Origin of the sequence: Buttiauxella gaviniae, assembly GCF_040786275.1 — a bacterium.
Lineage (GTDB): Bacteria > Pseudomonadota > Gammaproteobacteria > Enterobacterales > Enterobacteriaceae > Buttiauxella > Buttiauxella gaviniae_A.
Genome location: NZ_JBFMVT010000002.1, coordinates 3,901,523 through 3,927,620, shown reverse-complemented (window position 1 = coordinate 3,927,620; position 26,098 = coordinate 3,901,523). Strand labels below are relative to the sequence as shown.

Annotated in this window: 25 protein-coding genes; 11 read left to right on the top strand and 14 right to left on the bottom strand. The window is 50.3% G+C overall.

What is annotated here, in order from left to right; genetic code table 11:
* Positions 1–2 precede the first annotated feature (2 nt).
* Both proQ and AB1E22_RS18705 read right to left on the bottom strand, forming a co-directional pair.
* Positions 3–683, bottom strand: a complete 681-nt coding sequence (gene proQ, locus AB1E22_RS18710; RefSeq protein WP_367596729.1) for an RNA chaperone ProQ — start codon at positions 681–683, stop codon at positions 3–5.
* Positions 684–787: 104 nt separating this feature from the next.
* Positions 788–1,276, bottom strand: coding sequence for a GAF domain-containing protein (locus AB1E22_RS18705; protein WP_367596728.1), 489 nt, complete (start codon positions 1,274–1,276; stop codon positions 788–790).
* A 171-nt stretch (positions 1,277–1,447) separates the two neighbouring features.
* On the opposite strand from AB1E22_RS18705, the gene yebS reads away from it, so the two are divergent.
* The 5 genes from yebS to AB1E22_RS18680 all read left to right on the top strand — a co-directional run bounded on the left by yebS (position 1,448) and on the right by AB1E22_RS18680 (position 7,459).
* The gene (yebS, locus tag AB1E22_RS18700) at positions 1,448–2,692 is read left to right on the top strand and encodes a membrane integrity lipid transport subunit YebS (protein ID WP_367596727.1); all 1,245 of its coding nucleotides are present in this window, start codon (positions 1,448–1,450) and stop codon (positions 2,690–2,692) included.
* On the top strand, positions 2,661–5,294 hold the full coding sequence (locus AB1E22_RS18695; RefSeq protein WP_367596726.1) for a PqiB family protein: 2,634 nt from the start codon (positions 2,661–2,663) through the stop codon (positions 5,292–5,294). The genes yebS and AB1E22_RS18695 overlap by 32 nt, the downstream gene beginning before the upstream one ends.
* Before the next feature lie 72 nt (positions 5,295–5,366).
* On the top strand, positions 5,367–6,809 hold the full coding sequence (gene rsmF / locus AB1E22_RS18690) for a 16S rRNA (cytosine(1407)-C(5))-methyltransferase RsmF (RefSeq protein ID WP_367596725.1): 1,443 nt from the start codon (positions 5,367–5,369) through the stop codon (positions 6,807–6,809).
* A 112-nt stretch (positions 6,810–6,921) separates the two neighbouring features.
* Positions 6,922–7,161, top strand: coding sequence for a YebV family protein (locus AB1E22_RS18685; RefSeq protein ID WP_064546055.1), 240 nt, complete (start codon positions 6,922–6,924; stop codon positions 7,159–7,161).
* 106 nt (positions 7,162–7,267) lie between these two features.
* Complete coding sequence (locus tag AB1E22_RS18680) at positions 7,268–7,459, top strand: YebW family protein (protein ID WP_367596724.1); 192 nt, start codon at positions 7,268–7,270, stop codon at positions 7,457–7,459.
* Position 7,460: 1 nt separating this feature from the next.
* Here the strand turns inward: AB1E22_RS18680 and AB1E22_RS18675 are convergent, their stop codons facing one another.
* The 3 genes from AB1E22_RS18675 to AB1E22_RS18665 form a co-directional block, all read right to left on the bottom strand.
* Positions 7,461–8,105 carry a metallophosphoesterase gene (locus AB1E22_RS18675; protein WP_367596723.1) on the bottom strand — a complete coding sequence of 215 codons (645 nt, stop codon included), beginning with the start codon at positions 8,103–8,105 and terminating at the stop codon, positions 7,461–7,463.
* A gap of 54 nt (positions 8,106–8,159) precedes the next feature.
* Positions 8,160–8,687 carry a GNAT family N-acetyltransferase gene (locus AB1E22_RS18670; protein WP_367596722.1) on the bottom strand — a complete coding sequence of 176 codons (528 nt, stop codon included), beginning with the start codon at positions 8,685–8,687 and terminating at the stop codon, positions 8,160–8,162.
* Between the two features lie 410 nt (positions 8,688–9,097).
* A complete protein-coding gene (locus tag AB1E22_RS18665; RefSeq protein ID WP_367596721.1) occupies positions 9,098–10,588 on the bottom strand; it encodes a SulP family inorganic anion transporter in 1,491 nt (496 codons plus the stop codon).
* 317 nt (positions 10,589–10,905) lie between these two features.
* Here AB1E22_RS18665 and AB1E22_RS18660 point away from each other — a divergent pair, with 317 nt between their 5' ends.
* Positions 10,906–11,814 (top strand): transporter substrate-binding domain-containing protein, encoded by a 909-nt coding sequence (locus tag AB1E22_RS18660; protein ID WP_367596720.1) that lies wholly within the window; start codon positions 10,906–10,908, stop codon positions 11,812–11,814.
* A 514-nt stretch (positions 11,815–12,328) separates the two neighbouring features.
* Here the strand turns inward: AB1E22_RS18660 and AB1E22_RS18655 are convergent.
* Genes AB1E22_RS18655 through yobA form a run of 3 tightly spaced genes read right to left on the bottom strand, consistent with a single transcriptional unit; the run spans position 12,329 to position 13,949 of the window.
* Positions 12,329–12,673 carry a YebY family protein gene (locus tag AB1E22_RS18655; RefSeq protein WP_367597407.1) on the bottom strand — a complete coding sequence of 115 codons (345 nt, stop codon included), beginning with the start codon at positions 12,671–12,673 and terminating at the stop codon, positions 12,329–12,331.
* A 23-nt stretch (positions 12,674–12,696) separates the two neighbouring features.
* The gene (copD, locus tag AB1E22_RS18650) at positions 12,697–13,569 is read right to left on the bottom strand and encodes a copper homeostasis membrane protein CopD (RefSeq protein WP_367596719.1); all 873 of its coding nucleotides are present in this window, start codon (positions 13,567–13,569) and stop codon (positions 12,697–12,699) included.
* A gap of 5 nt (positions 13,570–13,574) precedes the next feature.
* The gene (gene yobA, locus AB1E22_RS18645) at positions 13,575–13,949 is read right to left on the bottom strand and encodes a CopC domain-containing protein YobA (protein ID WP_367596718.1); all 375 of its coding nucleotides are present in this window, start codon (positions 13,947–13,949) and stop codon (positions 13,575–13,577) included.
* A gap of 159 nt (positions 13,950–14,108) precedes the next feature.
* Between yobA and AB1E22_RS18640 the strand changes: the two genes are divergently transcribed.
* From AB1E22_RS18640 to exoX, 3 genes are all read left to right on the top strand, one after another.
* Positions 14,109–14,339, top strand: coding sequence for a DNA polymerase III subunit theta (locus AB1E22_RS18640; protein ID WP_367596717.1), 231 nt, complete (start codon positions 14,109–14,111; stop codon positions 14,337–14,339).
* A gap of 131 nt (positions 14,340–14,470) precedes the next feature.
* Positions 14,471–15,202 carry a carbon-nitrogen hydrolase family protein gene (locus tag AB1E22_RS18635; protein ID WP_367596716.1) on the top strand — a complete coding sequence of 244 codons (732 nt, stop codon included), beginning with the start codon at positions 14,471–14,473 and terminating at the stop codon, positions 15,200–15,202.
* Positions 15,203–15,240: 38 nt separating this feature from the next.
* On the top strand, positions 15,241–15,903 hold the full coding sequence (gene exoX / locus AB1E22_RS18630; protein WP_367596715.1) for an exodeoxyribonuclease X: 663 nt from the start codon (positions 15,241–15,243) through the stop codon (positions 15,901–15,903).
* A gap of 7 nt (positions 15,904–15,910) precedes the next feature.
* Here exoX and ptrB read toward each other — a convergent pair whose 3' ends face one another.
* From ptrB to AB1E22_RS18615, 3 genes are all read right to left on the bottom strand, one after another.
* Positions 15,911–17,968: an oligopeptidase B gene (gene ptrB / locus AB1E22_RS18625; RefSeq protein WP_367597406.1), complete on the bottom strand. Its 2,058-nt coding sequence runs from the start codon at positions 17,966–17,968 to the stop codon at positions 15,911–15,913.
* 93 nt (positions 17,969–18,061) lie between these two features.
* The gene (locus AB1E22_RS18620) at positions 18,062–18,760 is read right to left on the bottom strand and encodes a tellurite resistance TerB family protein (RefSeq protein ID WP_367596714.1); all 699 of its coding nucleotides are present in this window, start codon (positions 18,758–18,760) and stop codon (positions 18,062–18,064) included.
* Between the two features lie 116 nt (positions 18,761–18,876).
* Complete coding sequence (locus tag AB1E22_RS18615) at positions 18,877–19,215, bottom strand: YebG family protein (RefSeq protein ID WP_367596713.1); 339 nt, start codon at positions 19,213–19,215, stop codon at positions 18,877–18,879.
* A gap of 138 nt (positions 19,216–19,353) precedes the next feature.
* Here AB1E22_RS18615 and purT point away from each other — a divergent pair, with 138 nt between their 5' ends.
* Positions 19,354–20,532, top strand: a complete 1,179-nt coding sequence (purT, locus tag AB1E22_RS18610) for a formate-dependent phosphoribosylglycinamide formyltransferase (RefSeq protein WP_367596712.1) — start codon at positions 19,354–19,356, stop codon at positions 20,530–20,532.
* Between the two features lie 33 nt (positions 20,533–20,565).
* On the opposite strand, the gene kdgA is transcribed toward purT, so the two are convergent.
* The 3 genes from kdgA to zwf form a co-directional block, all read right to left on the bottom strand.
* The gene (gene kdgA, locus AB1E22_RS18605; RefSeq protein ID WP_367596711.1) at positions 20,566–21,207 is read right to left on the bottom strand and encodes a bifunctional 4-hydroxy-2-oxoglutarate aldolase/2-dehydro-3-deoxy-phosphogluconate aldolase; all 642 of its coding nucleotides are present in this window, start codon (positions 21,205–21,207) and stop codon (positions 20,566–20,568) included.
* Positions 21,208–21,271: 64 nt separating this feature from the next.
* Positions 21,272–23,083, bottom strand: a complete 1,812-nt coding sequence (gene edd, locus AB1E22_RS18600; RefSeq protein WP_367596710.1) for a phosphogluconate dehydratase — start codon at positions 23,081–23,083, stop codon at positions 21,272–21,274.
* A gap of 265 nt (positions 23,084–23,348) precedes the next feature.
* The gene (gene zwf, locus AB1E22_RS18595) at positions 23,349–24,824 is read right to left on the bottom strand and encodes a glucose-6-phosphate dehydrogenase (RefSeq protein ID WP_367596709.1); all 1,476 of its coding nucleotides are present in this window, start codon (positions 24,822–24,824) and stop codon (positions 23,349–23,351) included.
* 353 nt (positions 24,825–25,177) lie between these two features.
* Between zwf and AB1E22_RS18590 the strand changes: the two genes are divergently transcribed.
* Positions 25,178–26,047: a MurR/RpiR family transcriptional regulator gene (locus tag AB1E22_RS18590; RefSeq protein WP_367597405.1), complete on the top strand. Its 870-nt coding sequence runs from the start codon at positions 25,178–25,180 to the stop codon at positions 26,045–26,047.
* Positions 26,048–26,098: the final 51 nt, after the last annotated feature.

The following is a 26,098-nucleotide window of genomic DNA, read 5'->3' as shown; positions in this document are numbered from 1 at the left end:
TTTCAGAACTGCAAGTGTTCTGCGCGTACGATCATTGCCATACCAGAAGTCAGCTGTACACGGACGCCATCTTTGGTAATTTCCAGTACGGTGGCATCCATTGCGTTGTTACCCGCTTTGACTTTGATTGCCTGACCCACCTGCAGAGCAGAGATGTCCGTAACCGGAGTGCGTTTTTCTTCAGGCTTCACTTGAGGCGCTGGTTTTTCTGCACGAGGTTTACGTTCTGTCGTCTCTGGACGACGTGGAGCAGGACGTGGCTTACGATCGCGACGAGGCTTATCGGTAACGGTTTCGCCGTTAGCCAATGCGGCTTCGCGTTTTTTCGCTTGCTGTTCTGCACGCTGTGCCTGAACACGAGCTTTTGCTTCTTCAAGCTGCTTACGAGCATGCTCAACGTGTTGCTCATCGAGTTCACCGCAAGGGTTACCGTCGAGATCCACACGGGTTGCACCGACTTTGATACCGTACAGGTAACGCCAGCTTGAAGTATAAAGACGTAACGCGGAACGAAGTTGAGTTTTACTGAGGCTCATCTCCCCTTCAACGCGTGCGACCAAATCCTGGAAGATACCAATCTTCAGGGGGCGGGCTTCACCTTCAGCGCTGAAGCACTGTGGGAAACGCTCTGCCAAAAAGGCGATGACTTCTTTGCTACTATTCAACTTAGGTTGATTTTCCATGAAATTTCCTGATTACAACGGAGTTGCCAACAATCCGCAGGCATGAACAGGCGACATTATAATGACGCTCTCAGCAAATGCCACGTTATCCGTTGTTTATCATGCTAACGAATGAAGAATTTTTTAAAATCCGTGTTGGCAAGCACCAGCGAAAGCTGAGTTACCAGTTGAGATAAGCCGAGTTGGTCTTCAGGCGTAAAGCGGCCAAACTCAGTGCTATCAATGTCCAGAACCCCAATCACCTCACCGTTAACTGTCAGCGGAAGGACGATTTCGGAATTACTGGAAGCGTCACAGGCGATGTGACCGTCGAATGCATGCACATCTTCGACACGCTGAATGCTATTCGTGGATACTGCTGTACCACACACACCTCTTCCGACAGGAATGCGAACGCAGGCGATTTTGCCCTGGAAAGGCCCCAGAACCAGAGTGTCGCCTTCTAATAAATAGAATCCTGCCCAATTAACACCGTCGAGACGTTCAAACAGCAACGCGCTGGTATTCGCAAGCGTTGCCAAAAAACTTGTTTCACCTGCCATTAACGCACTGAAATCGCGGTTCAGGTCCGCGTAAAATTGTTCTTTGTTCATTGATTAACCATAGTATGTTGTCTTACTCAGCTGCATAGCATAGTAAAATAAGCATTAAATGCGTTATGCCACAAGGTGTATCATTCTATGAATTACTATACGCTTAACAAATATTTCATAACCCATTGAGATAAACCATGCGCCAACGGTATTCCCTGCATACGATGAAACATGAAAATACACGCTATTAACCATGCTGTACCGCAGGCACGTTATCAGCGTTGCCCAGAATGCGATACCCTTTTCTCGTTACCGTTGGTTAAATCCTCGCAGAGTGCTTACTGCCCGCGCTGCGATGCAAAAGTTTACCATGGACGCGACTGGTCGCTCACTCGCCTGGCTGCCATGGCTATGGCCATGCTGTTACTGATGCCTGTCGCCTTTTCAGAACCGCTGGTGCGCATCTATCTATTAGGTACGCGAATAGATGCCAACGTGTTCCAGGGCATCTGGCAGATGACCAGCCAGGGCGATCCTCTCACCGCTGCGATGGTGATGTTTTGTGCCGTGGGTGCGCCCGCCACATTGGTCGCCGCCATTGTCTATCTCTACTTTGGTAATATTCTTGGGATGAATTTACGCCCGGTCTTACTGATGCTTGAGAAGCTCAAAGAGTGGGTGATGCTGGATATTTATCTGGTCGCCATTGGCGTGGCCTGCATTAAGGTCCGCGAATTTGCCTTTATCCAGCCCGGCGTCGGTCTTGTCGCTTTTATAGCGCTGGTCGTATTAAGCCTGTTAACGCTCATTCACTTAAACGTTGAGCAGCTATGGGCCCGTTTCTACCCGCAACGCCCTCCCCGCGCCTGGAGCCCGCAGTTGCGCGTGTGCCTCGGCTGCCATTTTACCGGTGTGCCGGACTGTCGCGGGCGCTGTCCTCGCTGCCATGTGCCTTTAAGAACGCGTCGTCGCCACAGCCTGCAAAAATCCTGGGCGGCGTTACTTGCTTCACTGATGTTTTTATTGCCTGCGAACCTGCTACCCATTTCAATTATTTACGTCAACGGTTCGCGTCAGGAAGACACGATTCTTTCCGGTATTATTTCTCTCGCCAGCAGTAATATCGCCGTGGCAGCAGTGGTTTTCATCGCCAGTATTCTGGTGCCTTTCATTAAAGTTATCGTGCTGATTTCCTTACTGCTAAGTATTCATTTCAAATGTGAGAAAGGTCTGAGAACACGTATTTTACTGCTACGCTTTATCACCTGGATTGGCCGTTGGTCGATTCTCGATCTGTTTGTTATTTCGCTTACTATGTCGCTGGTTAATCGCGATCAGTTACTGGCATTTACTATGGGACCGGCTGCGTTTTATTTTGGCGCGGCGGTTATTTTAACTATTCTTGCAGTCGAATGGCTGGATAGCCGACTACTTTGGGACGCACATGAGTCAGGAAATGCCCGCTTCACCGACTGAGGCGCGAATTAAAACAAAACGCCGTATTTCACCGTTCTGGTTACTGCCAATTATCGCCTTAATGATTGCCAGTTGGCTCATCTGGACAACCTGGGAAGAGCGCGGCACCACGGCGACCATTGACTTTATTTCAGCCGACGGCATTGTGGCCGGGCGCACGCCTGTCCGCTACCAGGGCGTGGAAGTCGGGACCGTGCAAAGCATTAGCCTGAGTAAAGATCTGCGCAAAATAGAAGTTAAAATAAGCATCAAAAGCGATATGAAAGATGCGCTACGCGAAGATACGCAGTTCTGGCTGGTCACCCCCAAGGCTTCGCTGGCAGGCGTTTCGGGCCTTGATGCGTTAGTCGGCGGGAACTATATCGGCATGATGCCGGGCAAAGGCGAACCGCAAGAGCACTTTACCGCGCTCGATACCCAACCGAAATATCGCCTCAATAACGGCGAGTTGATGATTCACCTGCACGCACCCGATTTAGGATCTCTTAACAGCGGCTCGCTGGTCTATTACCGTAAAATTCCGGTTGGGCGCGTCTATGACTACACCATCAGCAACAATAAACAGGGCGTAACCATTGATGTGCTGATCGATCGCCGCTTTACGCATCTGGTGAAAAAAGGCAGCCGCTTCTGGAATGTCTCCGGTGTGAAAGCCGACGTTGGCCTTTCCGGGGCACAAGTGCAGTTAGAAAGCCTCGCAGCGCTAGTCAACGGGGCGATTGCCTTTGACTCTCCTGAAAATTCTGCCGCAGCCAAACCTGACGATGAATTTGGCCTGTATGAAGATCTGGCCCATAGCCAGCGCGGTGTAATCATTGACCTGGCCTTACCAGGCGGTGACGGTTTGAAAGCGGGTTCTACGGCGCTGATGTACCAGGGCCTGGAAGTGGGAACGCTGACCAAGCTCAATCTCAATCCTGGCGGCAAGGTAACCGGCCAAATGACCGTCGACCCAGGCGTGGTTGATTTGATGCGCAGCGGCACGCGTATTGAGATGCGTAGTCCGCGGCTTTCCCTAAGCAACCCGAATATCAGCAGTCTGTTAACCGGAAGCACCTTTGAATTGGTGCCGGGTGAAGGCGAGCCGCAAAATCACTTCACGGTATTCCCGAGCGATAAAACTCCACTACAACAGCCTAATGTTTTGACGCTAAACCTGACGGCACCTGAAAGTTACGGTATCGACGCCGGTCAGCCGATTATTTTGCACGGCGTTCAGGTGGGCCAGATTCTGGAGCGCACGCTCTCGGCAAAAGGCGTCAGCTTCTCAGCGGCAATCGATCCGAAATATCGTCATCTGATTCAGGGCGACAGTAAATTTGTCGTCAATAGCCGCATTGATGTGAAGCTTGGGATTGATGGCGTCGAGCTCCTTGGGGCCAGCGCTGGCGAGTGGATTAACGGCGGCGTGAGAGTGATTCCAGGTAACAAAGGCGAGATGAAAGAAAGCTATCCGCTGTATGCCAACCTGGAAAAAGCGGTTGAAAATAGCCTGAGCGACTTGCCGACAACGACTCTTACACTCACCGCTTCCAGCCTGCCTGATATCCAGACCGGCTCCGTTGTGCTTTACCGTAAATTTCAGGTCGGCGAGATTATCAGCGTGCGCCCACGCGCCAATAGTTTCGATATCGATGTGAACATTAAACCGGAATATCGCAGCCTGCTTACGCCTAACAGCGTGTTCTGGGCTGAGGGTGGCGCTCGCGTGCAGCTCAACGGCAGCGGTTTGACGGTTCAGGCCTCCCCGCTTTCACGTGCGTTAAAAGGTGCGATTAGCTTCGATAATTTAAGTGGTGCAAGCGTTGGTCTTAAAAAGAGCGACAAGCGAGTGCTTTACGCTTCTGAAACCGCCGCACGTGCCGTTGGCAGTCAAATAACACTGCATACTTTTGATGCCGGGAAACTGTCGGCAGGCATGCCTATTCGCTATCTGGGTATTAACATTGGCCAGCTTGAATCGCTCAATCTCACCGCTTCGCGTAATGAAGTTGAAGCCAAAGCGGTTCTCTATCCTGAATTTGTGCAAACCTTTGCACGCGGCGGCACGCGTTTCTCCGTGGTGACACCGCAAATTTCCGCCGCGGGCGTCGATCACCTCGACACCATTCTCCAGCCCTACATTAACGTTGAACCGGGCCGGGGCGCTCCACGCCGTGATTTCGAATTGCAGGAAGCGTCGATTACCGATTCTCGTTACTCGGATGGCCTGAGTATCGTGCTCGAAGTTCCGGAAGCAGGTGCGCTGAGTATCGGCACACCGGTGCTGTTCCGCGGTATCGAAGTGGGGACGGTAACAGGATTAACGCTCGGCAATCTTTCTGACCGCGTAATGGTCGGGCTGCGTATCAGCAAGCGCTTCCAGCATCTGGTGCGTGACAACTCGGTGTTCTGGCTTGCGTCAGGTTATAGCCTCGATTTCGGCTTAACCGGCGGCGTGGTGAAAACCGGGACCTTCAACCAGTTCATTCGCGGCGGCATCGCATTTGCCACGCCGCCTGGAACACCGCTGGCGCCGAAAGCTGAAATCGGTAAACACTTCCTGCTTGAGGAAAGTGAGCCGAAAGAATGGCGTCAATGGGGTACCGCCCTGCCGCAATAATGCTGGCGCCCCGGTGTCCAACCGGGGCGTTTGTGTTACACTGCGCCCTTCATTTTTTTCTGGATTTTCTTCGTGGCTCACTCTCAAACCGCCTTTCTCCCACAAGCCTTTCTTGATGTCATTCGCGATGCACTGCCGGCAGATCAAACGCTCGAAAGTTTTATTGAGTACTGCCAGCGTCCACTGCGCCGTAGTCTGCGCGTGAATACACTCAAGATTTCAGTCAGCGACTTTCTTGCCTTAGTCGCCCCTTATGACTGGCATTTGACGCCGGTGCCATGGTGCGCTGAAGGGTTCTGGATTGAGCGAGACGATGAAGAAAGCCTACCGCTCGGCAGCACGGCGGAACATTTAAGCGGTTTGTTTTACATTCAGGAAGCCAGTTCGATGCTGCCCGTCGCCGCGCTGTTTGCCGACGGAAATGAGCCTGAGCGCATTATGGACGTCGCGGCCGCTCCCGGTTCGAAAACCACTCAAATTGCCGCCCGTATGGGTAATCACGGCGCGATCCTTGCCAATGAGTATTCAGCCAGCCGGGTCAAAGTCCTTCACGCCAATATCAGCCGCTGCGGGATTAGCAACGTGGCGTTAACGCATTTCGATGGCCGCGTATTCGGCGCCGCACTGCCTGAGTGTTTTGATGCTATTTTACTGGATGCCCCTTGTTCAGGCGAAGGCGTGGTTCGCAAAGACCCCGATGCGCTGCGCAACTGGTCGCCAGAAAGCACCGCCAGCATCGCAGATACGCAACGTGAACTGATTGCCAGCGCTTTCCACGCGCTGCGCCCCGGCGGCACACTGATCTACTCCACCTGCACGTTGAATCGCGATGAAAATCAACAGATTTGCCAGTGGTTACTTGATGAATGGCCTGATGCGGTTGAAATTTTGCCGCTTAACGATCTCTTCCCGGAAGCCAGCAAAGCGCTTACTGCGGAAGGTTACCTGCATGTTTTCCCACAGATTTACGATTGCGAAGGCTTTTTCGTTGCGCGTCTGCGTAAAACCGCCTCGGTAGAGCCCCTTCCCGCGCCGGGTTATAAAGTGGGGAAATTCCCTTTTTCCCCGGTGCATGGCAAGCAAGCCGCAGAAATCAGGGCCGCTGCGAAACAATCAGGCATCACGTGGCAAGACGATCGGCAGCTTTGGCAACGCGATAAAGAAGTCTGGCTGTTCCCCAAAGAGATTATTTCGCTGATAGGCCAGGTGCGTTTTTCGCGCATTGGTTTGCGCCTTGCGGAGCAATACAACAAAGGATATCGCTGGCAACACGAAGCGGTCATCGCATTAGTGCCGGGCGATTCCCCCCTCGCATTTGCATTAACTGAATTCGAAGCCGATGAATGGTATCACGGGCGCGATATTTATCCTGAAGTGACACCGTCACTTAATGAAGTCGTGGTAACCTATCAAGGTCAACCTCTAGGTCTGGCAAGAAAAGTGGGTTCGCGTTTGAAAAACAGTTATCCGCGTGAACTTGTTCGCGACGGAAAACTGTTCGCCGCCAGAAACTGACAGCCTAAAAAATAATCGCCCTGGTGTTTGCAGTTTCTACAGGGTTGTCTACGCTCTAGTGTGGGAGACCTTACTGGTCATACCACATGTATCCAGACCCCAGGAGAGCGAGATGACGAAAACTAACGTACGAATAGGCATCTTCGAAATTGACGATGCTGAATTACATGGCGAGCAACAAGGGGACCGCACGTTAAGTATCCCTTGTAAATCTGACCCGGACCTGTGCATGCAGCTTGATGCCTGGGATGATGAAACCAGCATACCCGCCGTCCTTGATGGCGAACATTCAGTCCTCTACCGTCAACATTACGACCAAAAATCTGATGCCTGGGTCATGCGTCTTGCATGATTCAAGATGACCCGTCGCTCAGGCGGGTTAATTAATCTGGTCTGATTACCCCTCTTCCCGTGACTTCCCCTACAATTAAGCCAAACGGTGCAGTTGCGAGGCGTGAATGTTTGCGTTGGTTTTATTTGTTTGCTACCTGGACGGTGGCTGCGAGGATATTGTGGTCGATGTCTTTAATACCGAGCAACAATGTCTTTTCGCGATGGATGAGCAACGAATACGTTACGGTGGATGCTTTCCGGTGGAAGACTTTATAGATGGTTTCTGGCGTCCGGCGCAGGAATTCAGTTCGCTGTAATTTATTGCACCTGGACGAGAGTCAGTTTATTACCAAATACCGCGCCAGTATCAATGTAAAATTGATTATGAAAATGACCCGCTTCTTTAAGAGGGGTATGCCCAAAGTAAAATTCATCTGCCCCGTCGATGTCCTCGCCCCGCCCCTGTAAATTTTTATTTAAGCGCTCGCGGCTCCAGACTAATAAATGCTCATCGACTGGCTGATTCCATTTGTAATGGGACGCGGGGTAATCAGCGTGCGCGATAACCAGCGTTTTGCCGTGGGTATGTAACTCAATCACCAGCGGTAAATCACGGCAGTGCAAGAGGGCTTCCTGCACATTTTGCTGACGCTGCTCGGGCAATTCCTGATACCAGCTTCCGCCGTTCATTTGCCAGAGCATACCGTCACCCTCTTCCAGCGCTTCGATAGCCATCGCTTCGTGGTTGCCTTTCACCGCTCTGAACCATTTGCTGTCGAGCAACGCAAGGCACCCCGCACTGTTCGCACCCCGGTCGATCAAATCACCTACAGAAATAACCAGATCCTTATGATAATCAAAATTTTGCTCTTTTAGCTGGCTTATGAAGTCTGAAAGACAGCCGTGTAGATCGCCAACAATAAACACATGCCGCCAGTTTTCGCCGTCAATTCGCTGGTACATAACGCCTCCTGATGGGTATTTATTGCTCAATTATAATCCATCAGGAGACAAGGCTTAGCGTACAGCCCGAATGAACATTTTGATTTTCTTGCCGTGGTATTCAACATAGTGCTGGAACTGGAAGCCAAACCGCTCCGCAAGATGAATTGAGCGCAAATTGTCATCATCGATAATGCAACACACCGGTGAGGTGAATTCGCGGTCGGCCCACTGCAAAATCGCCTGCAATGCTTCACTTGCATAACCTTTTCCGTGAACCGCAGGAATCAACGACCACCCTGCCTCCGGAAGTTCAAGAGCAGGCGTCAGCTCACGGCGCGCATCCTGAAAACCAAATGAGCCGATATAACGCTCAGTCTCTTTTTCGAATACCGCCCAGTAGCCATACCCGAGCGCCTGCCAGTGGCCGATATAACGCAGCAGCCTGCCCCACGTCATTTCCGGACCTTGCGGTTGACCACCGCCGATAAACTTCACCATTTCCGGATCAGCCCAGCAGGCAGCTAAATCCTCAAAATCACCAGGCGTAAAATGCCTAAGAACTAAACGTTCCGTTTCAAGGCGCGGCGCTTCGTTGATCATGCTCATTTCCTTTAAAGTTGTGTGAACCTGCCCTTTTTAATTATTTTGCCGCCTTAGTGGCTACGACACAACAAGTGGGCCATGCAGGGAAGTGGCTAACGAATGGTAAAAATCAGGAATTAAAAAAGGCTGCAAAGATGCAGCCTTTAGAAGTGTGATACGAGTTATCTGGCAAATTTTTCCGCTTCTTCAAGCGTTTCAAAGGGTTTTCACCTAAGAGTACTGTGGAATCAGACCCACGGTGTACTCCACCAGTTTACTATTGAGGATCAGTTTCAAACTTTCTGGCACCTCCGTTTCACGCTGGAACAGCCATTAATCTAGCAGCCATGATGTTTTAAAAGTAACGGCAGATTCACATTTTTGTCATCTGATAGCTCAATATGTTCTTTTGTGAATGGGCCATTTACTCAAATTTTACCGCTCAGTCGCTCGTGAAAATCGCTGCTTCGTATATCCAGACCGACGATTTGTACCTTACATTCATAACGTTGGTAGCGGTTTTCAATCGCATCAAGCACGGCTACCGTTGAAACATCCCAGATTTGTGCCTGAGATAAATCAATAACGACGTTTTGTGGATCGTCGGCATAACGGAAGTGCTCAAATAAATCATTACTGCTGGCAAAGAACAGCGGTCCGATGACGGTGTAACGCACTGTTTGTCCATCATCCATTACGGTTCTTTCTGCTCTAACCACATGAGCAATTCGGCGAGCAAACAGAATCATCGCGAAAATCACACCGCCAACCACACCAAGTGCTAAATTGCCGGTCGCAACGGTGACTGCCACCGTGGTCACCATCACCAACGTTTCTGGCAGCGGAATTCTTTTCAACGTGGCAGGTTTAACGCTGTGCCAGTTGAGCGTTTTTACTGCCACAATCACCATAATCCCTGCCAGTACGACCATGGGGATCTTCGCCATCAGCTCACTTAACCCCGTGACTAAAAGCAGCAGCACCAACCCGGCCACCAGCGTCGACACACGCGTGCGCCCTTTGCCGAGCTCTACATTGACCATGGTCTGGCCAATCATGGCGCAACCGGCGATCCCCCCGTAGAAACCTGCAAATATATTCGATAACCCTAATCCCCAACATTCACGCCGCTTGCTTGATGGGGTATCGGTCAGTTCATCCACCAATTTTGCGGTCAACAATGACTCCATCAGCCCGACAAACCCGATACTGAGCGCACATGGCCAGATAATCCGTAATGTTTCCAGATTCAGAGGAACCAGCAATTCCGTCAGCCCCGGTAAACCTGCAGCCATCGGGCCAGATTCCCCCACCGTCGGCACAGAAAGCCCCATGCCCAAGCATAACGCAGTGATGACGATGATTGCCACCAGCGGCGAAGGCACCATTTTGAATACGCGAGGCAGAAGAAGCACTATCGCCAATGTGAAGGCAAATAGCCCCCAAACCAGAGGATTATTCCCCCAGATATGCGGGACCTGTGCGAAGAAAATAAGAATACCGAGCGCGTTCACAAACCCGGTCATGACGGATAACGGAATGTAACGCATCATGCGAGCAAGCCCGGAGACCCCGAACAAAATCTGAATCAAACCGGCAAGTAACACCGCAGGAAAAATATATTCCACCCCATGTTGGTGCACCATGGGCCCGATCACTAACGCGACTGAACCGGCGGCTGCCGTCACCATGGCCGGGCGTCCACCAAGAAATGACATGGATAAACAGAGCACAATAGAAGCGACGAGGCTGACTTTCGGATCAACGCCCGCAATGATCGAAAATGAAATGATCTCGGGGACTAATGCCAGGGCGGTTACCACCCCGGCGAGAGATTCCCGGATAAGCAAGCGCGGGCTGCGCAAAACATAAGTGAGAGAGTTTTCCCGACTGTGGTTTTCAGTTTGAGTTGTGGTCATAGTTTCGTCTTTGCAGGTTTGTCTTTATTGGTTATGGCTTCGTCAAGCCGGCGTGATTGTACAGAGAGGTTAGTAAGGATCCTAATAATATGAGGGGTTATATTACCCGCATTATTCTCAGTGATTTTGGTGCAAGCCGTGATATGGCAGCGTAGCAGGCAGATGAAATCACTGCTCAGTGAAATTGCAGATAAATGACTATTATACAAATCACTATTATTAGGAAACATGCCTGAAAAGACTTACAATATCCCCCATCGTTATTTGCTCCTGGTAATAGTTTTACTTTCGGCCATTTTAATTAATTGAGGTCTGTTTTGTTTAATCACCTGAGTTATTGTAAAACAATTGGTGTTTTCTTGTTGGCCGCCATGTCGTTATTTTGTAAAAATTCTTTTGCTGACCCGGTGCTGAATAAAATCCTCACAACGAAAAGCATAACGCTAGCCTGGGTTGATAATACCAGACCTATTTCATGGGAATTAGATAATAAACCGACAGGTATGGCGATCGATTTGTGCATGGATATTGTGCATAGTATTGAAACCCGCCACAACACCCAGCTTGCCGTTAAATGGGTCAAAATACCTACGGCTGCACGCTTTGAATTTATCTCTCATAATCAGGCAGATATTCTTTGTACCGTTGCTGCAAACTCAGCACAACGTGACAAAATCGTAAATTTCTCTATTCCGTGGCTTTATACTAATATGAATTATCTTGCTAAAAAGTCAGCGCATATTATGAATAAAGAGATGCTGACGGGCCATACCGTTGGTGTAATCAGCGGCGGTACTGCAGCTTTAGTCATGGCAAAGATGAATCGAGATTATAACTATTCCGTTTCTGTTAAATTGGTGAGAGATTTCGAGGAAGGGTTTAGTTTACTTGAAGAGAACCATATCTCAGCATTTATTACTGATGATGTTATTATTCGCGGGAAGTTGGCTGAAATGCCGGATAAAGAAGATTATCAGACAGGAAATGATGGTTTTGGAAATGTACTAGAATATGGCCTGGTCGTTCCCAAAAATGCGGAAGATTTAAAGAAACTTATTGATGAAGATATTAAAGCCATGTTTATCACTAAGCGATTTGATAAGTTATACGATAAATGGTTTATGTCCCCCCTCACCGCTCCAGATGATAACGTGCAACGCCCGATGTCAGAGTTGCTTATTCAGGAAAAGAATAGCTTCATAAGCAGTGATAGCAATTCGTTGTAAGCATGGTTTAACTGCCAGAAAATTAAAGCGTTAAGCCATTTTGCAGATCTTTTCGCTCATTACGACGATCGATATCTGGAAGTTTATTGCTGAAATTTTCTGGTCATCATCCAGAAAAAATGACTGAAAAGTGTTTGGATTCACGCCAAAAGAAGTTTATGTTGTTATGAGTCTGTTACGGAAAGCGTTATAAAACGAACAGAAGATTTCGGCTTTTTTTTGGGGAAGAGAAAAAAGAACCTGAAAATCAATAAGATAAAAAAAGACCGAATACGATTCCTATATTCGGTCCAGGGAAATGGCTCTTGGGAGAGAGCCGTGCGCTAAAAGTTGGCATTAATGCAGGCAGACTTCGCCTTGCCTTCTAAGAATAGATTACCGGCGCAGGTTTTCCAGTCCGGCGCAAAAGTGTTCGGAAAAAAACTGCGTTACAGGTGACACATTAGAAAAAAACCGCAATAGCCGGGTTACGGTTATTGCGGTTTTTTATTATTGATGAAGGTCTTAGTGAGTATTAACTACATAACTTTTCAGCACGTTCAATAAACGGTGCAAGACTCTTTTTTTGTCCCGGAGTTTTAGGATCGTCAATTTGGATGACTGAAATGGGCTGGCCCGTTGTTTTACCGCTCGTGACTAGCGCCTGGGCCGCATCGTTTAACGGGTACTGCATCAAAGTGCTCGGATTGATAACAAACAGCGCATGACCCGCGCGGCAACTTAACATCACCTCTTCACGGTTAAACGCCCAATTATCTTTGCCCATTTCAAAACGGCTAACGGTAATAATTTGTGGTGCGGCCACTGCACTCCCCGCGCAGGCCAGCAGCAATAACGCCAAAATACTTTTTTTCATGATTCTCTCTTGGGCTAATAACGCCTTCAGTACGGTTCCCAGGTCGCGAATATGCTAACAGCAACAAGCACCGCTACCGATAAAAAAACTTCCAGCCAGGTTAACTGGATAAACTGTTTTGTAGCCGTAGGGGTTCGGTTAAATCGCGGCACCAAAAAATATCGGTTATAGAGTGCGATAATAACCATCCCCGCAACGAAGGCAATCTTCACTAACAGGAAGCGCAAATAATCGCTTTCAAAAGGTAGCGACCAGCCCAGAATCATCAGGCTGTTGATGACTCCGCTAAGCAGCACAGCCGCGACTGCAAGGTGCCCATAGCGCGAAAAACGCATCATCGCGGTAATCGCCGCTCCCCGCCAGCGAGGTTTCCGTGCCATACGCATGCACATTAGCAACGGCAATAATCCCCCAACCCACCATCCCGCACTCAGGAGATGAACGGCGTGGTTCAGGCGTTGCACTCCTCCCACAAAGCCTTCACGCATCGCCGCGTGGCCGACACCGGCAAGCAAAATGAGTTGTGCTGCGGCAAGGATAAGCAACAGAGACTGTAAACTACGCGGTTTGAGTAGCAACACAGCCACCGTAACCACGCCAAGCAGTATCTGCCATAACCAAACAGAACCAAAACGTGTGCCAAGCACCGCCAACCAGACCTGCGGATTGATTGCGTCTCGCCATCCGCCGCCCATTATTCCGGCCTGCGCACATAAGAGCAAAATTGCGCTTAGCATTGCCAACCAGACTGCGGAGTCACATAACCCCTTTAGCCTGCGAATCAGTACCGGTTTGAAAACCTGAGGCGCGAGTAACGAGCACGATATGGTGCTGCCCAGCAGCACCATTAATGCAGAGAAATGGATAAATCGCAGAGCGATATAAAGAGAAGGCAACATCCGGCTTATTTCACCGAGAAATGGTACTTCCCTTTAGTTTTGTGCCCATCAACGGATACCACATGCCAGTCAACCTGGTAGTCACCCGGCTTTAACGCTTCTTCTACCGGAACGATAAGCTGTTTTTCATCTTTTTCGTTACGTTTTGCGGTGCCCGTTTTTACCGTAGCTTGCTGTGGCCCGGTCAACGTCAGTCCGCTAAAATTCGCTTCCACACCTTCGGAGAAATTAAGGGTTATCGCCTGTGGTGAAGCGGTTACCGCAGCATCTGCCGCCGGATATTGCTGTTTCAAATGTGCGTGAGCAAATGCAGAACTTGAAAGGCTCAGAGCGGTTAAGAGTGTAGCGAGGGTAAAGAGACGAGAGTGGGTGAAAGCCATATCAACTATTCCTTTTTCTTATTCGAGACGGCAAAAGGATAACCTTGAGCCCTGGCTAAGTCGAGTTGAGAACAGCTATCAATGAAACCATGACTGGCATAAAAACTTGTCATCATCGGCATCAGTAAGTACCTTTGCGGCAGAAAACAGGAGGCCAATATGAATCACAATCTTGCTGAGTTACCCCAGGACGAAATGGATAAGATCAATGTTGATCTTGCGGCGGCAGGCGTGGCGTTCAAAGAGCGTTACAACATGCCCGTTATTGCCGAAGTGGTTGAGCGTGAACAACCTGCGCATCTGCGAGACTGGTTCAGAGAAAGGCTGATTGCTCATCGCCTGGCATCGGTCAATATGTCACGTCTTCCTTACGAGCCTAAAGTGAAATAAATATCCGCAGCAATAAACTTCCTTACAAATTTGGTGTTAAGATTTTTCTCGGTTTAGATGCCAAAAAACACAGGAATACCCGGTAGCGGCCCAGGATGTGGCCGTTGGGTAGATTGATTAAGGAAGAGCATATGCCTGTCTGGAATGTTGCTGCGGCGCAGTACGGCGCCACCCCCGATGACCTCAGCTCGAATATCTCACACCATTTAGATTTTGTTCGCTGCGCTGTAGCGGAAAAAATACATTTACTGATTTTCCCAGAGTTATCACTCACCGGTCTGAACGAAGAGAATAACCACACTTCTGCTCTCCACTTTAATGATGAACGTTTGAATCCTCTGCAAAACGCGGCTATTGAACACAAAATGACGATTGTCGTGGGGCTGCCTTTGCGCTGTGAAAATGGCGTTTCATCGGGATCCGTAGGCTTCATGCCTGATGGTTCACGCGTGGCATGCTGTAAACCGCTTTCAAGCGATATCGATTTACCCGGGCACCATACTCCTCTGGTCGGGTTGCACAATCGCAGTGTAGCCATGGGGTTTAGCACGGGCAGTGATGAAGAAACTTGGCCGCGAAGCGCAGCCGAAATGGGCGCAAGTCTTTATGCCACCGGGAAGTTCATCAACGAAATCAGTTATCAGCAAGATGAAATGTACCTTCAGCGCTGGGCCCATAAATACAATTTGCCGGTGCTGCTGGCGAATCATGCTTTCTCTAGCGGAAAATATCGCTCTGCCGGACGTAGCGCCTGTTGGGACGATCGCGGTGAATTAGTGGTTCGTGCCGATCACGGTGAATTGTTAGCTGTAGGGCGACGCGACGAGAAAGGTTGGCACGGAGAAATCATTCCATTACGCTAACGCCTTAATGAAATCCGTGAAGGCATGATGGAGTAAGTATGCTGCGCATTATTGATACAGAAACCTGTGGTTTGCAGGGTGGCGTGGTGGAAGTTGCGTCCGTCGATATTATAAACGGTAAGATTGTTAATCCTATGAGCGACCTGGTGCGACCCGATCGCCCCATTAGCTATCAGGCAATGGCTATCCATAAGATTACCGAAGAGATGGTGGCGGACAAGCCGTGGATTGAGGACATTATCCCTCGCTATCAGGGCAGCCCCTATTACGTTGCTCATAACGCCAGTTTTGATCAGCGAATGTTGCCGGAAATGCCAGATAGCGAATGGATTTGCACTGTAAAACTGGCGCGTCGTTTATGGCCCGGCATCAAGTACAGCAACATGGGTTTATATAAATCGCTCAAGCTGAATGTCGAAACCCCTGCCGGGCTTCATCACCACCGCGCACTGTTTGATTGCTATATCACCGCTGCTTTGCTGATACGCATTATGGACGAATCGGGTTGGACGCCAGACCAAATGGTGACGATAACCGGTCGCCCTGCGCTTGTAAAAACAATGGCCTTTGGTAAATACCGTGGTGAGCCGATCGCTGAAATAGCGGATAAAGATCCGGGCTATTTACGTTGGATGTTAAATAACATCAAAGAATTAGCGCCGGATCTCAGAATGACGTTAAAGCATTATCTTGAAGGCTAAATACGCGTTAATGCACCTGCCCTGGAAGCGTCCCTTGCGCCAGGGCAATCAAGAAGGCGTACTCCAGCGCCACGCCTTCATAAGATTTAAAGCGCCCTGATTTCCCCCCATGTCCCGAATCCATATCGGTACACAGCAGCAGGAGATTATCGTCGGTGCGTATTTCACGCAGCTTCGCGACCCATTTTGCCGGTTCCCAATATTGCACCTGGGAATCGTGCAGCCCGGTGGTCACCAGCATATGCGGATAAGTCTGGGCGGTGATTTGGTCATAAGGGCTGTACTGTTTGATGTAGTGGTAATACTCCTCATCTTGCGGATTGCCCCACTCTTCAAATTCACCGGTCGTTAAAGGAATAGACTCATCCAGCATAGTGGTTAATACATCAACGAATGGCACCTGCGCCACAACGCCGTGGAACAGTTCAGGCCGCATATTGATTGCCGCGCCCACTAATAACCCCCCCGCGCTACCGCCCATCGAGTAGAGCAGATTTTCATCACCGTAACCGAGTTTGAGTAAGGTATCGCACACGTCCAGGTAGTCATTGAAAGTGTTCATTTTTTTCAGGTACTTGCCGTCTTCATACCATTGCTGACCAAGCTCGCCTCCGCCACGTACATGCGCAATCGCAAAGACAAAGCCGCGATCTAACAAGCTCAAACGGCTGCTGCTAAAATCGGCGTCCATACTGCTGCCATAAGAGCCGTAGCCATACACTAACAGCGGATTTTTGCCCCGCTGGAAATGCTCGCGATGGTAAACCAGTGAAACGGGTACCTGAACGCCATCACGCACCGTGACCCACAAATGCTCACTGCGATAATGGCTGGCATCAAAACCGGCTACTTCGGTTTGCTTAATGACACGCCGATCGCCAGTATCCATATCGAGCTCAAATAAGGTATCCGGCGTCGTCATGGAAGAGTATCCGTACCGCAGGCGCGAAGACTCCGGTTCCGGATTGTAGCCAAGCCAGGTGACATAGGCGGGATCGTCAAAGGCAATGCCGATAGATTCGCGGGTTTTGCGATTGATTTGTCGCAAGCTGGTCAGGCCTTGCTTACGCTCTTCTACCACCAGCCAATCCGTGAACAGGGTAAACCCTTCCAGCATTACGTTTTCACGCGGCGCAATCAGTACTTCCCACTGCTTCTCATCACGCACTTTGGTGCGATATAAACCAAAGTTTTTACCGTCACGATTGGAACGCAGGTAGAAATTGTGCTGGAAGTGATCGAGGGTATATTCGTGATCTTTACGGCGCGGGGCAAAACTTTGCGGTTGGGCATCCACCAGCTCAGCGTCCAGCAGCAAGACTTCGCTGGTCGTGGCACTGCTGAGATAAATTAAGATAAAGTGCTTCGAGGTTGTTTTGTGCACGCTGACATAAAAGGTATCGTCTTTTTCTTCGTAGACCAGTTCATCTTCCGTGGATGGATGACCCACGGTATGCCGCCAAACCTGATAAGGCAGCAGCGTTTTGGGGTGTTTGCGAACGTAATAGAGCGTGGCGGAATCATTCGCCCAGACAAAACTGTTAGAGACATTATCCAGCACCTCTGGGTACCAGTTGCCGCTTTCCAGATTGCGGAAGCGCAAACCGTACTGGCGACGCGAGAGAAAGTCTTCCGCCAGCGCCATGACGCTATTATCAGGCGTAATGCTGATCCCGCCCATGGTGTAAAACTCGCTGTGGGCGGCACGCCGGTTGCCGTCTACCAGTGTATTCCACACTTCCCACTCGGCTGCAACCACTGACTGGCGTTGATAAATGGCGTATTCATTGCCGGTTTCAAAAACCTGGCGGTAACGGTATCCATTTTGCGTGTAGGGCGCGGAAACATCACGCTGCGGGATGCGGTCGATCATCTCTTTGAGCAAACGCTCCTGCAATGCTTGTTGCGTGCTCATCACCTGATGGCCGTAGTCATTCTCCTGATGGAGATAATCAAGAACCTGCTCATCGGCGCGTTCGTCGTCGCGCAACCAATAATAGTTATCGATGCGGGTATCGCCATGTACGGTCATGGCATGAGGAATTTTTTTAGCTTTTGGTGGCATGTCGATTTTCATTTTTGAGTTAACACCCTGTAAGGGTGGCAAATTCAGACAGCCTTGCAAGCGTAACGTGAGATTTTGAGGAAAATGCCGGGATTAACCCGGCAGATTAAGTTTCTGTTGCTGAATATCCTGCTCAATTCCTTCGCGCACATCCTGCGGGATTTTTAGCGCATCACCCAACGCGTTGAGATAGCTACGTTCCATAAAATGGTCAACGTCAATTGCCGCACAGCTAAGGAAATAGAGTTCCAGCGCTTCTTCTTCGTTCTTAACCCCTTGCACCAGACGTTCAGGATCCAGTGGCTGATCGATAGCCTGCTCGATCAAATTTCGGCCAGGGCCTTCGATGCCCGCATCACGCAATTGTTGTTCAATCACCTGACGTTCTTTGTCATCAATGTGACCATCGCTTTTAGCGGCAAACACCAGCGCCATGACCAGGCGTTGCGTGCGCACATCAACAGGTGATTGCTGTTGCCCGAACTGCGGTTCGCCCTGGTGGGCTTCACGCACCCGATCTTTATATTTGTTCCATAAAACACTGCCAGCCACCGCACCACCGCCAACTAATAGCGCTCCGGTACCGTATTTAGTCAGCAATTTACGCGATGATTTATTCGCCAACAACAAACCTGCCAAGCCTCCCAGCGCACCCGGCACCAGTAATTTACTCAGCCCTTGTGGACTATTCCCCTCAGAGGCGTTGGGAGATTGATTTTGACCCGTGTGTTTCTGCACGGATTGTGTCGCCTGCCCCAGCATAGACTGAAGTTGCTGCAACCAGTTGTTCATCAGAGACATCCTTTATTAGGAACTTAACGTTTGAGGTTAAGCCAAAGGCTGTCAAGAAGTGTCTGATTAGGCTAAAGATGAGAAAAGAAACGCGCCGGTGCACCGGCGCGAAAAAATCAGGCTGCTTTGGTGCGCTTACGCGGGTGCTCGGCAACGTTATCTTCTGCTGCAGTTTCTTCCGTGAGAGCGTCTGCAGTTTCTGTTACCGCCTGTTCGGCTTCGGGTAACTTACCGCTTCTTAGCACTGTGGAAAGCACATCTTTATTTTCGGCCATCCACATTGCCAGCACATCATTTTGCCCTTCTTTGAAAGCTAATGGGCTTTGAGTGAGCCAGTCGCCCAGCACTTCTGCCAGATCGAGCATTTTGTCATAGGCGTCTGCATCCTTTTTACTGGCAAATGACATTTTTTCTTGCCCCTCTCGTACTACAACATATTTGATTTCAACCGCCATCGTGCAGCTCCGTTTTAACTGGTTATTTAACCAGTATAATGATGTTATCCCCACATCGCAAGTGGGAAAAAAACTGTGCACGCAAACGTTTTCGTTTATAATCCGCCGGTCTATTTTCTCCGCTCAGGTATACAGATTATGTCAATGTTGGGAACTGCGCTTCGTCCTTCAGCTACGCGTGTCATGTTGTTAGGTTCAGGCGAATTAGGAAAAGAAGTGGCGATTGAATGTCAGCGTCTTGGTCTGGAAGTTATCGCGGTTGACCGCTACGCCAATGCCCCGGCGATGCATGTCGCGCACCGAAGCCACGTGATTAATATGCTTGATGGTGCGGAACTCAAAAAGCTGGTCGCCACTGAAATGCCCGATTACATCGTTCCCGAAATTGAAGCTATTGCCACCGATATGCTGGTTGAGCTTGAACAGCAGGGCCAGCGCGTTGTGCCTTGCGCCAGAGCCACGCAGCTCACCATGAACCGCGAAGGTATTCGTCGCCTTGCCGCCGAAGAACTGGGGCTTCCAACCTCCAGCTACCGCTTTGCCGATAGCGAAGCCGCGTTTCTTAGCGCCGTCGAAGAGATCGGCCTGCCTTGTATTGTGAAACCGGTGATGAGTTCTTCCGGTAAAGGGCAAAGCTTTATTCGCCATGCTGAACAGCTTGCTCAGGCCTGGGAATATGCGCAGGTGGGTGGTCGTGCGGGTAAAGGCCGGGTGATTGTGGAAGGCGTGGTCAATTTTGATTTTGAAATCACGCTGCTGACCCTCAGCGCGGTCGACGGTGTGCATTTCTGTGATCCAATCGGTCATCGCCAGGAAGACGGCGATTATCGTGAATCCTGGCAGCCGCAAAAGATGAGTGACATAGCTCTCGCTCGTGCGCAGGAGATTGCCGAGAAAGTGGTGAAAGCCCTGGGCGGATTTGGGCTCTTTGGCGTTGAACTTTTTGTTTGTGGCGACGACGTTATTTTCAGTGAAGTCTCCCCTCGCCCGCATGACACCGGCATGGTGACGCTGATCTCTCAGGATTTATCAGAGTTCGCACTGCATGTACGTGCTTTTCTCGGCCTGCCGATTGGCGCGATTCGCCAGTACGGCCCTGCCGCATCGGCTGTGATTCTCCCGGAGTTGACCAGCGATAACGTCCAGTATGGCAATGTGGGGGCGGCACTTGGCGCGGGCTTGCAGGTGCGTCTTTTTGGCAAACCGGAAATCAGCGGTAAACGTCGAATGGGCGTGGCGTTGGCGACAGGAACGAGCGTTGAAGAGGCGATTGGACGCGCCATTGCGGCGACAAAAGCGGTGAGCGTTAGAGGTTAAAAAAACGCTCCCTTTGCAGGGAGCGGTTTCAAATTACAGTTTTGCACCTTCAACAGCTTCACGAGCAAGCTGGGTGATATGATCGTAATCACCCGCTTCCAGCGCGTCAGCCGGAACCAACCATGAACCGCCGATGCACAGAACGCTTTTCAGCGCTAAGTAGTCACGGTAGTTAGCCGGTGAGATACCGCCGGTTGGGCAGAAACGAACCTGAGAGAATGGACCCGCGATAGCTTGCAGTGCTTTCGTGCCGCCATTGGCTTCAGCCGGGAAGAATTTGAATTCTTTCAAGCCGTAGTCCAGACCCAGCATCAGTTCAGAAACGGTGCTGATACCTGGGATCAATGGAATGGTGCCTTCGGTTGCCGCTTTCAGCAATGGCTCAGTCAGGCCTGGGCTGATGGCGAACTGCGCACCCGCTTCGGTCACTTCTGCCAACTGCTGAGGATTCAGAACGGTACCCGCACCGATAATCGCCTCCGGGACTTCTTTAGCGATGGCACGAATAGCATCCATTGCGCATGGAGTACGCAGGGTGACTTCCAGAACGCGTACGCCGCCTGCGACCAATGCTTTAGCCATTGGCACAGCGTGTTCCAGTTTGTTTACTACGATAACCGGAACGACCGGTCCTGTTTTCAGGATCTGTTCCGCAGTAGTTTTCCAGTTTTTCATCTCAAGAGCCTCTTCAACCAACTTTATAATTCGTTTCCAGTGCAGCAAATGCTACATCCGGTCCTTAAAATTTAATGCAGGTCGCGCCCTGTTCCGCGCCAGATAACTGTTCGCGTAACGCGCTAAATAGTTCACGACCGGTTCCAACGCGTTCAGCGCTGAGGTCCGGGTGGTATGCAGTGCGTTTTTCCAACTCGGCATCATCGACCAGCAATGTCAGTTCACCCGTTTGACCGTTGACGCGAATCATATCGCCGTCCCGGACTTTCGCCAGCAGCCCACCATCATAAGCTTCTGGGGTAACATGGATGGCAGAAGGCACCTTACCTGAAGCGCCTGACAGCCGTCCATCAGTGACTAACGCAATTTTGAAACAGCGGTCCAATAATACCCCAAGTGGCGGCATAAGTTTATGTAATTCTGGCATCCCATTCGCTTTTGGCCCTTGATGACGCACAACAACCACACAATCCCGGTCCAATAGCCCCGCTTCGAAGGCGGGTAAAACGTCATGCTGGCTTTCGAAAATGACAGCCGGCGCTTCAATAATCTGGTTTTCTACCGGTACCGCAGAGGTTTTCATAACTGCACGCCCCAGGTTACCGCTGAGCACTTTAGTCCCGCCATGTCTGGAGAAAGGTTTTTCGAAGGTCGCGATGACGTCGGTATCCAGCGCGGCCATTGCCCCCTCACGCCAGGCCAGTTGGCCGTTATCCAGCCACGGTTCCATGGTGTAATGATGCAAACCAAAGCCCGCTACGGTGTTCACATCTTCATGCAGCAAACCGCCTTTCAGCAGCTCACGCATTAGCACCGGCACGCCGCCAGCCGCCTGGAAATGGTTGATGTCGGCCGGGCCATTTGGATACAGGCGCGCAAGCAAAGGCACCACATCCGAAAGATCAGAGAAATCATCCCAGTTGATGATAATGCCCGCGGCGCGAGCCATCGCCACCAGGTGCATGGTGTGGTTAGTTGAGCCGCCAGTCGCCAATAGCGCCACGATGCCGTTAACCACAACTTTTTCGTCAATCATCTTACCCAGCGGCATCCATTCATTGCCATTGCCGGTAAGACGCGTTACCTGACGCGCCGCCGCGGCCGTTAGCTCGTGGCGTAATGGCGCATCGGGATGCACGAATGAAGAGCCGGGAAGCTGCATGCCCATGAATTCGACCACCATCTGATTGGTGTTGGCGGTACCGTAGAAGGTACAGGTGCCGGGTGCATGGTAAGAGGCGGCCTCCGATTCCAGCAGCGCCAGACGATCCACTTTTCCTTCCGCATAGAGTTGGCGGATGCGAACTTTTTCTTTGTTTGGCAGACCGCTGGCCATTGGGCCTGATGGGACGAATACCGCAGGTAAATGACCAAATGACAGCGCAGCCATAGTTAGGCCCGGGACTATTTTGTCGCACACACCGAGATACAGCGCGCCATCAAACATATTGTGAGACAGGCCAATCGCAGTAGACATCGCGATTATCTCGCGGCTTAACAGGGACAGCTCCATGCCATCCTGGCCCTGCGTGACACCATCGCACATCGCAGGTACACCGCCCGCCACTTGCCCTACCGCGCCAACCGAGTGCAGCGCTTTACGGATTTGATCCGGGTAAAATTCATACGGCTGATGTGCCGAAAGCATATCGTTGTAGGACGTAATGATCGCAATGTTGTTACGCAGCATACTTTTTAGCGCGGCTTTATCTTCCGGCTGACAGGCGGCAAAACCGTGGGCCAAATTCCCACAGGCCAGTTCAGAGCGATGTACGGTATTGGTCTTCGCTTTTTCAATACGCGCCAGGTAGGTTTCGCGGCTCTGGCGAGATCGTTCAACGATACGATTTGTTACGCGTAACAAAACAGAGTTCATAACAGGTCCTCATAAAGTGGCTGCCGTCGCTTTGGGCAGGTGGTCACTGCTGCCGGCTCGGTTTTCTTCTCATGAGGCGGCAATCCGTGCCATCAGGGGCAAAATCGCTTCAGCTAGTGTAAATAAAAAAGCCCTGCTGGTGAATCCAGTCAGGGCTTTTAATTTAAAAAATTCACACCACTTTAGCGTTATGTCATGTTACCGGTAAAATATGAATCACCTGTTACGGGGTGTTTGCATACTTACACCTGTTTCATCCGCTAAATTACTCGAACTCGTTCCATGAACGCCCATCTCGGGTGATCATCGCAACGGAGGCGACTGGCCCCCAGGTACCGGCCTGGTATGGTTTTGGCGCGTCGTTGTCGGCAGCCCACGCTTCAGTGATTGAATCTACCCATTTCCAGGCTTCTTCAACTTCATCGCGACGCACGAACAGCGCCTGGATACCACGCATGGTTTCCAGCAACAGGCGCTCGTAGGCATCGGCCAGATGGGATTCATTGAAGGTTTCGGAGTAGCTCAGATCCAATTTAGTGGTTTGCAGGTTGTGCTTGTGATCAAGCCCTGGAACTTTGTTAAGCACCTGAATATCCACGCCTTCGTCCGGTTGCAGGCGAATAGTGAGTTTATTCTGCGGCAAATCCTGCCAGGAATCTTTGAACAGGTTCAAGGCCGGGCTCTTGAAGTACACCACAACTTCTGAACATTTCGTTGGCAGGCGTTTACCGGTACGCAGGTAGAACGGCACTCCAGCCCAACGCCAGTTATCAATATCCACGCGGATAGCCACGAAGGTTTCAGTGCTGCTGGACTTGTTCGCGCCCTCTTCTTCCAGGTAGCCAGGGACTTTTTTGCCCTGAGCAAAACCCGATGTGTACTGCCCACGAACGGTTTTCTCACGCACATTACTGCGGTCAATGCGGCGCAGAGATTGCAGCACTTTGACTTTCTCATCGCGGATATGGTCGGCGGTTAGGTCAGACGGTGGAGACATGGCAATCATGCAGAGGATTTGCAGCAGGTGGTTTTGAATCATATCGCGCATCTGACCGGCCTGGTCAAAGTAACCCCAGCGCCCTTCAATGCCGACTTCTTCCGCAACGGTGATTTCCACATGGTCGATTGTTTTGTTATCCCAGTTATTAGCAAACAGGGAGTTCGCAAAACGTAGCGCCAGTAGGTTTAGGACCGTTTCTTTACCTAAGTAGTGGTCGATACGGTAAACCTGGCACTCTTCAAAATACTCGCCAACCTGGTCGTTGATTTCCTGGGAGGTCACAAGGGAAGTGCCGAGCGGTTTTTCCATTACAACACGGGCTGGTTTCGCGTTCAGCTTCGCCTTACCCAAGCCTTTGCAGATCGCGCCAAAAGTACTCGGTGGCATGGCAAAGTAGTTAATCGTGACGCGTTTTTGCTGATCGAGCATCTTACCGAGTTTGGTAAACGCTGCGGTATCGTTAACATCCAGGTTGCAAAAATCGAGACGGCTGCTCAACTTATCCCACAGGCTTTCGTCGATCTTTTCCTTCATAAAGGTTTCGATCGCCTCACGCACGACTTTGGTATAAGCCTCTTTATCCCAATCTGCGCGGCCCACGCCCAGGATGCGTGTTTCCGGGTGGATCTGCCCCGCCTTTTCCAACTGATACAGGGATGGCAGCAGTTTCCGACGCGCAAGGTCGCCTTTTGCACCGAAAATCACCAGGTCACATGCCTGAGCTGTCTGTGTTACCGCCATGTTGTTCTCCTCGTTTCGGGTATCTTGTACCAGGTCGCTCTTGTAATTTTATTACAGAACAATGTACTGCTTTTGATAATTCCAGGTAAACCATTGCCGATAAATTGATCGCGTTAGTGCGCAATATTTGCCCGTGAATGCCAGATTCAGAGATAACCCCCAGCATTTCTGATGTTTGGGTATCGACGTTTATCATCTCTAAAGTTAGACGGCGATCATGTAATGAAAAAAAACAACAATATTACATGGATTAACTTGCCCTTTCACCGTGGGCGAGGCGTATATTCTTGCTAAATCGTGCCATGATTTCTCCATTTGTTGAAATCGACAAAATCCATGAGTGCCGAACCCTTATGAATATGCTGGACAAAATCCAGACTCAACTGGAACACCTTAGCAAATCAGAACGTAAAGTCGCAGAAGTGATTCTTACCGCACCGCAAGATGCCATTCACTCAAGCATTGCCACTCTCGCCCGCAGTGCCGATGTCAGCGAACCTACGGTCAACCGCTTCTGCCGCCGTCTGGAAACAAAAGGCTTCCCGGATTTTAAATTACATTTAGCGCAGAGTCTGGCGAATGGCACCCCTTATGTAAACCGGAATGTTGACGAAGACGATAGCGTTGAGGCTTATACCGGCAAAATTTTCGAATCCGCCATGGCAAGTCTTGATCAGGTGCGGCAATCACTGGATATGGCCGCGGTTAATCGCGCCGTCGATTTACTGACCCAGGCAAAAAAAATTGCCTTCTTTGGCTTGGGCTCTTCCGCCGCCGTCGCGCATGACGCGATGAACAAATTCTTCCGTTTTAATGTGCCGGTCATCTATTCCGACGATGTAGTTTTGCAGCGCATGAGCTGCATGAACTGTAGCGAAGAGGATGTCGTGGTGCTTATCTCGCATACCGGGCGCACCAAAAATCTAGTGGAGCTCGCGCAACTGGCACGTGAAAACGATGCCATTGTGCTGGCGATAACCTCTGAAGGCTCACCGCTTGCACGCGAGGCAACCCTCTCTTTATTGCTTGATGTGCCAGAGGATACCGACATTTATATGCCGATGGTTTCACGCCTGGCGCAATTAACGGTAATTGATGTTTTAGCGACCGGCTTTACTTTACGCCGCGGCGCGAAATTCAGAGATAACTTGAAGCGAGTCAAAGAAGCGCTCAAGGAATCGCGTTTTGATAAGGACCTGTTTATCAATATCGATAAACCTTAAGATTTTATAACAAAGCTGTAACTTTTTAGGTCATTCGGTTAAGTTGTTGCT

Coding starts and splice junctions, on each gene's coding strand:
- copD (WP_367596719.1), bottom strand. CDS start 13,569: ATGTTGCCTTCTCTTTATATCGCTCTGCGATTTATCCATTTCTCTGCA.
- purT (WP_367596712.1), top strand. CDS start 19,354: ATGTCAATGTTGGGAACTGCGCTTCGTCCTTCAGCTACGCGTGTCATG.
- edd (WP_367596710.1), bottom strand. CDS start 23,083: ATGAACTCTGTTTTGTTACGCGTAACAAATCGTATCGTTGAACGATCT.
- AB1E22_RS18615 (WP_367596713.1), bottom strand. CDS start 19,215: ATGGCGGTTGAAATCAAATATGTTGTAGTACGAGAGGGGCAAGAAAAA.
- AB1E22_RS18620 (WP_367596714.1), bottom strand. CDS start 18,760: ATGAACAACTGGTTGCAGCAACTTCAGTCTATGCTGGGGCAGGCGACA.
- AB1E22_RS18675 (WP_367596723.1), bottom strand. CDS start 8,105: ATGTACCAGCGAATTGACGGCGAAAACTGGCGGCATGTGTTTATTGTT.
- AB1E22_RS18590 (WP_367597405.1), top strand. CDS start 25,178: ATGAATATGCTGGACAAAATCCAGACTCAACTGGAACACCTTAGCAAA.
- zwf (WP_367596709.1), bottom strand. CDS start 24,824: ATGGCGGTAACACAGACAGCTCAGGCATGTGACCTGGTGATTTTCGGT.
- yebS (WP_367596727.1), top strand. CDS start 1,448: ATGAAAATACACGCTATTAACCATGCTGTACCGCAGGCACGTTATCAG.
- AB1E22_RS18685 (WP_064546055.1), top strand. CDS start 6,922: ATGACGAAAACTAACGTACGAATAGGCATCTTCGAAATTGACGATGCT.
- AB1E22_RS18695 (WP_367596726.1), top strand. CDS start 2,661: ATGAGTCAGGAAATGCCCGCTTCACCGACTGAGGCGCGAATTAAAACA.
- proQ (WP_367596729.1), bottom strand. CDS start 683: ATGGAAAATCAACCTAAGTTGAATAGTAGCAAAGAAGTCATCGCCTTT.
- yobA (WP_367596718.1), bottom strand. CDS start 13,949: ATGGCTTTCACCCACTCTCGTCTCTTTACCCTCGCTACACTCTTAACC.
- ptrB (WP_367597406.1), bottom strand. CDS start 17,968: ATGCCACCAAAAGCTAAAAAAATTCCTCATGCCATGACCGTACATGGC.
- AB1E22_RS18670 (WP_367596722.1), bottom strand. CDS start 8,687: ATGATCAACGAAGCGCCGCGCCTTGAAACGGAACGTTTAGTTCTTAGG.
- AB1E22_RS18705 (WP_367596728.1), bottom strand. CDS start 1,276: ATGAACAAAGAACAATTTTACGCGGACCTGAACCGCGATTTCAGTGCG.
- AB1E22_RS18665 (WP_367596721.1), bottom strand. CDS start 10,588: ATGACCACAACTCAAACTGAAAACCACAGTCGGGAAAACTCTCTCACT.
- AB1E22_RS18680 (WP_367596724.1), top strand. CDS start 7,268: ATGTTTGCGTTGGTTTTATTTGTTTGCTACCTGGACGGTGGCTGCGAG.
- exoX (WP_367596715.1), top strand. CDS start 15,241: ATGCTGCGCATTATTGATACAGAAACCTGTGGTTTGCAGGGTGGCGTG.
- kdgA (WP_367596711.1), bottom strand. CDS start 21,207: ATGAAAAACTGGAAAACTACTGCGGAACAGATCCTGAAAACAGGACCG.
- AB1E22_RS18640 (WP_367596717.1), top strand. CDS start 14,109: ATGAATCACAATCTTGCTGAGTTACCCCAGGACGAAATGGATAAGATC.
- AB1E22_RS18635 (WP_367596716.1), top strand. CDS start 14,471: ATGCCTGTCTGGAATGTTGCTGCGGCGCAGTACGGCGCCACCCCCGAT.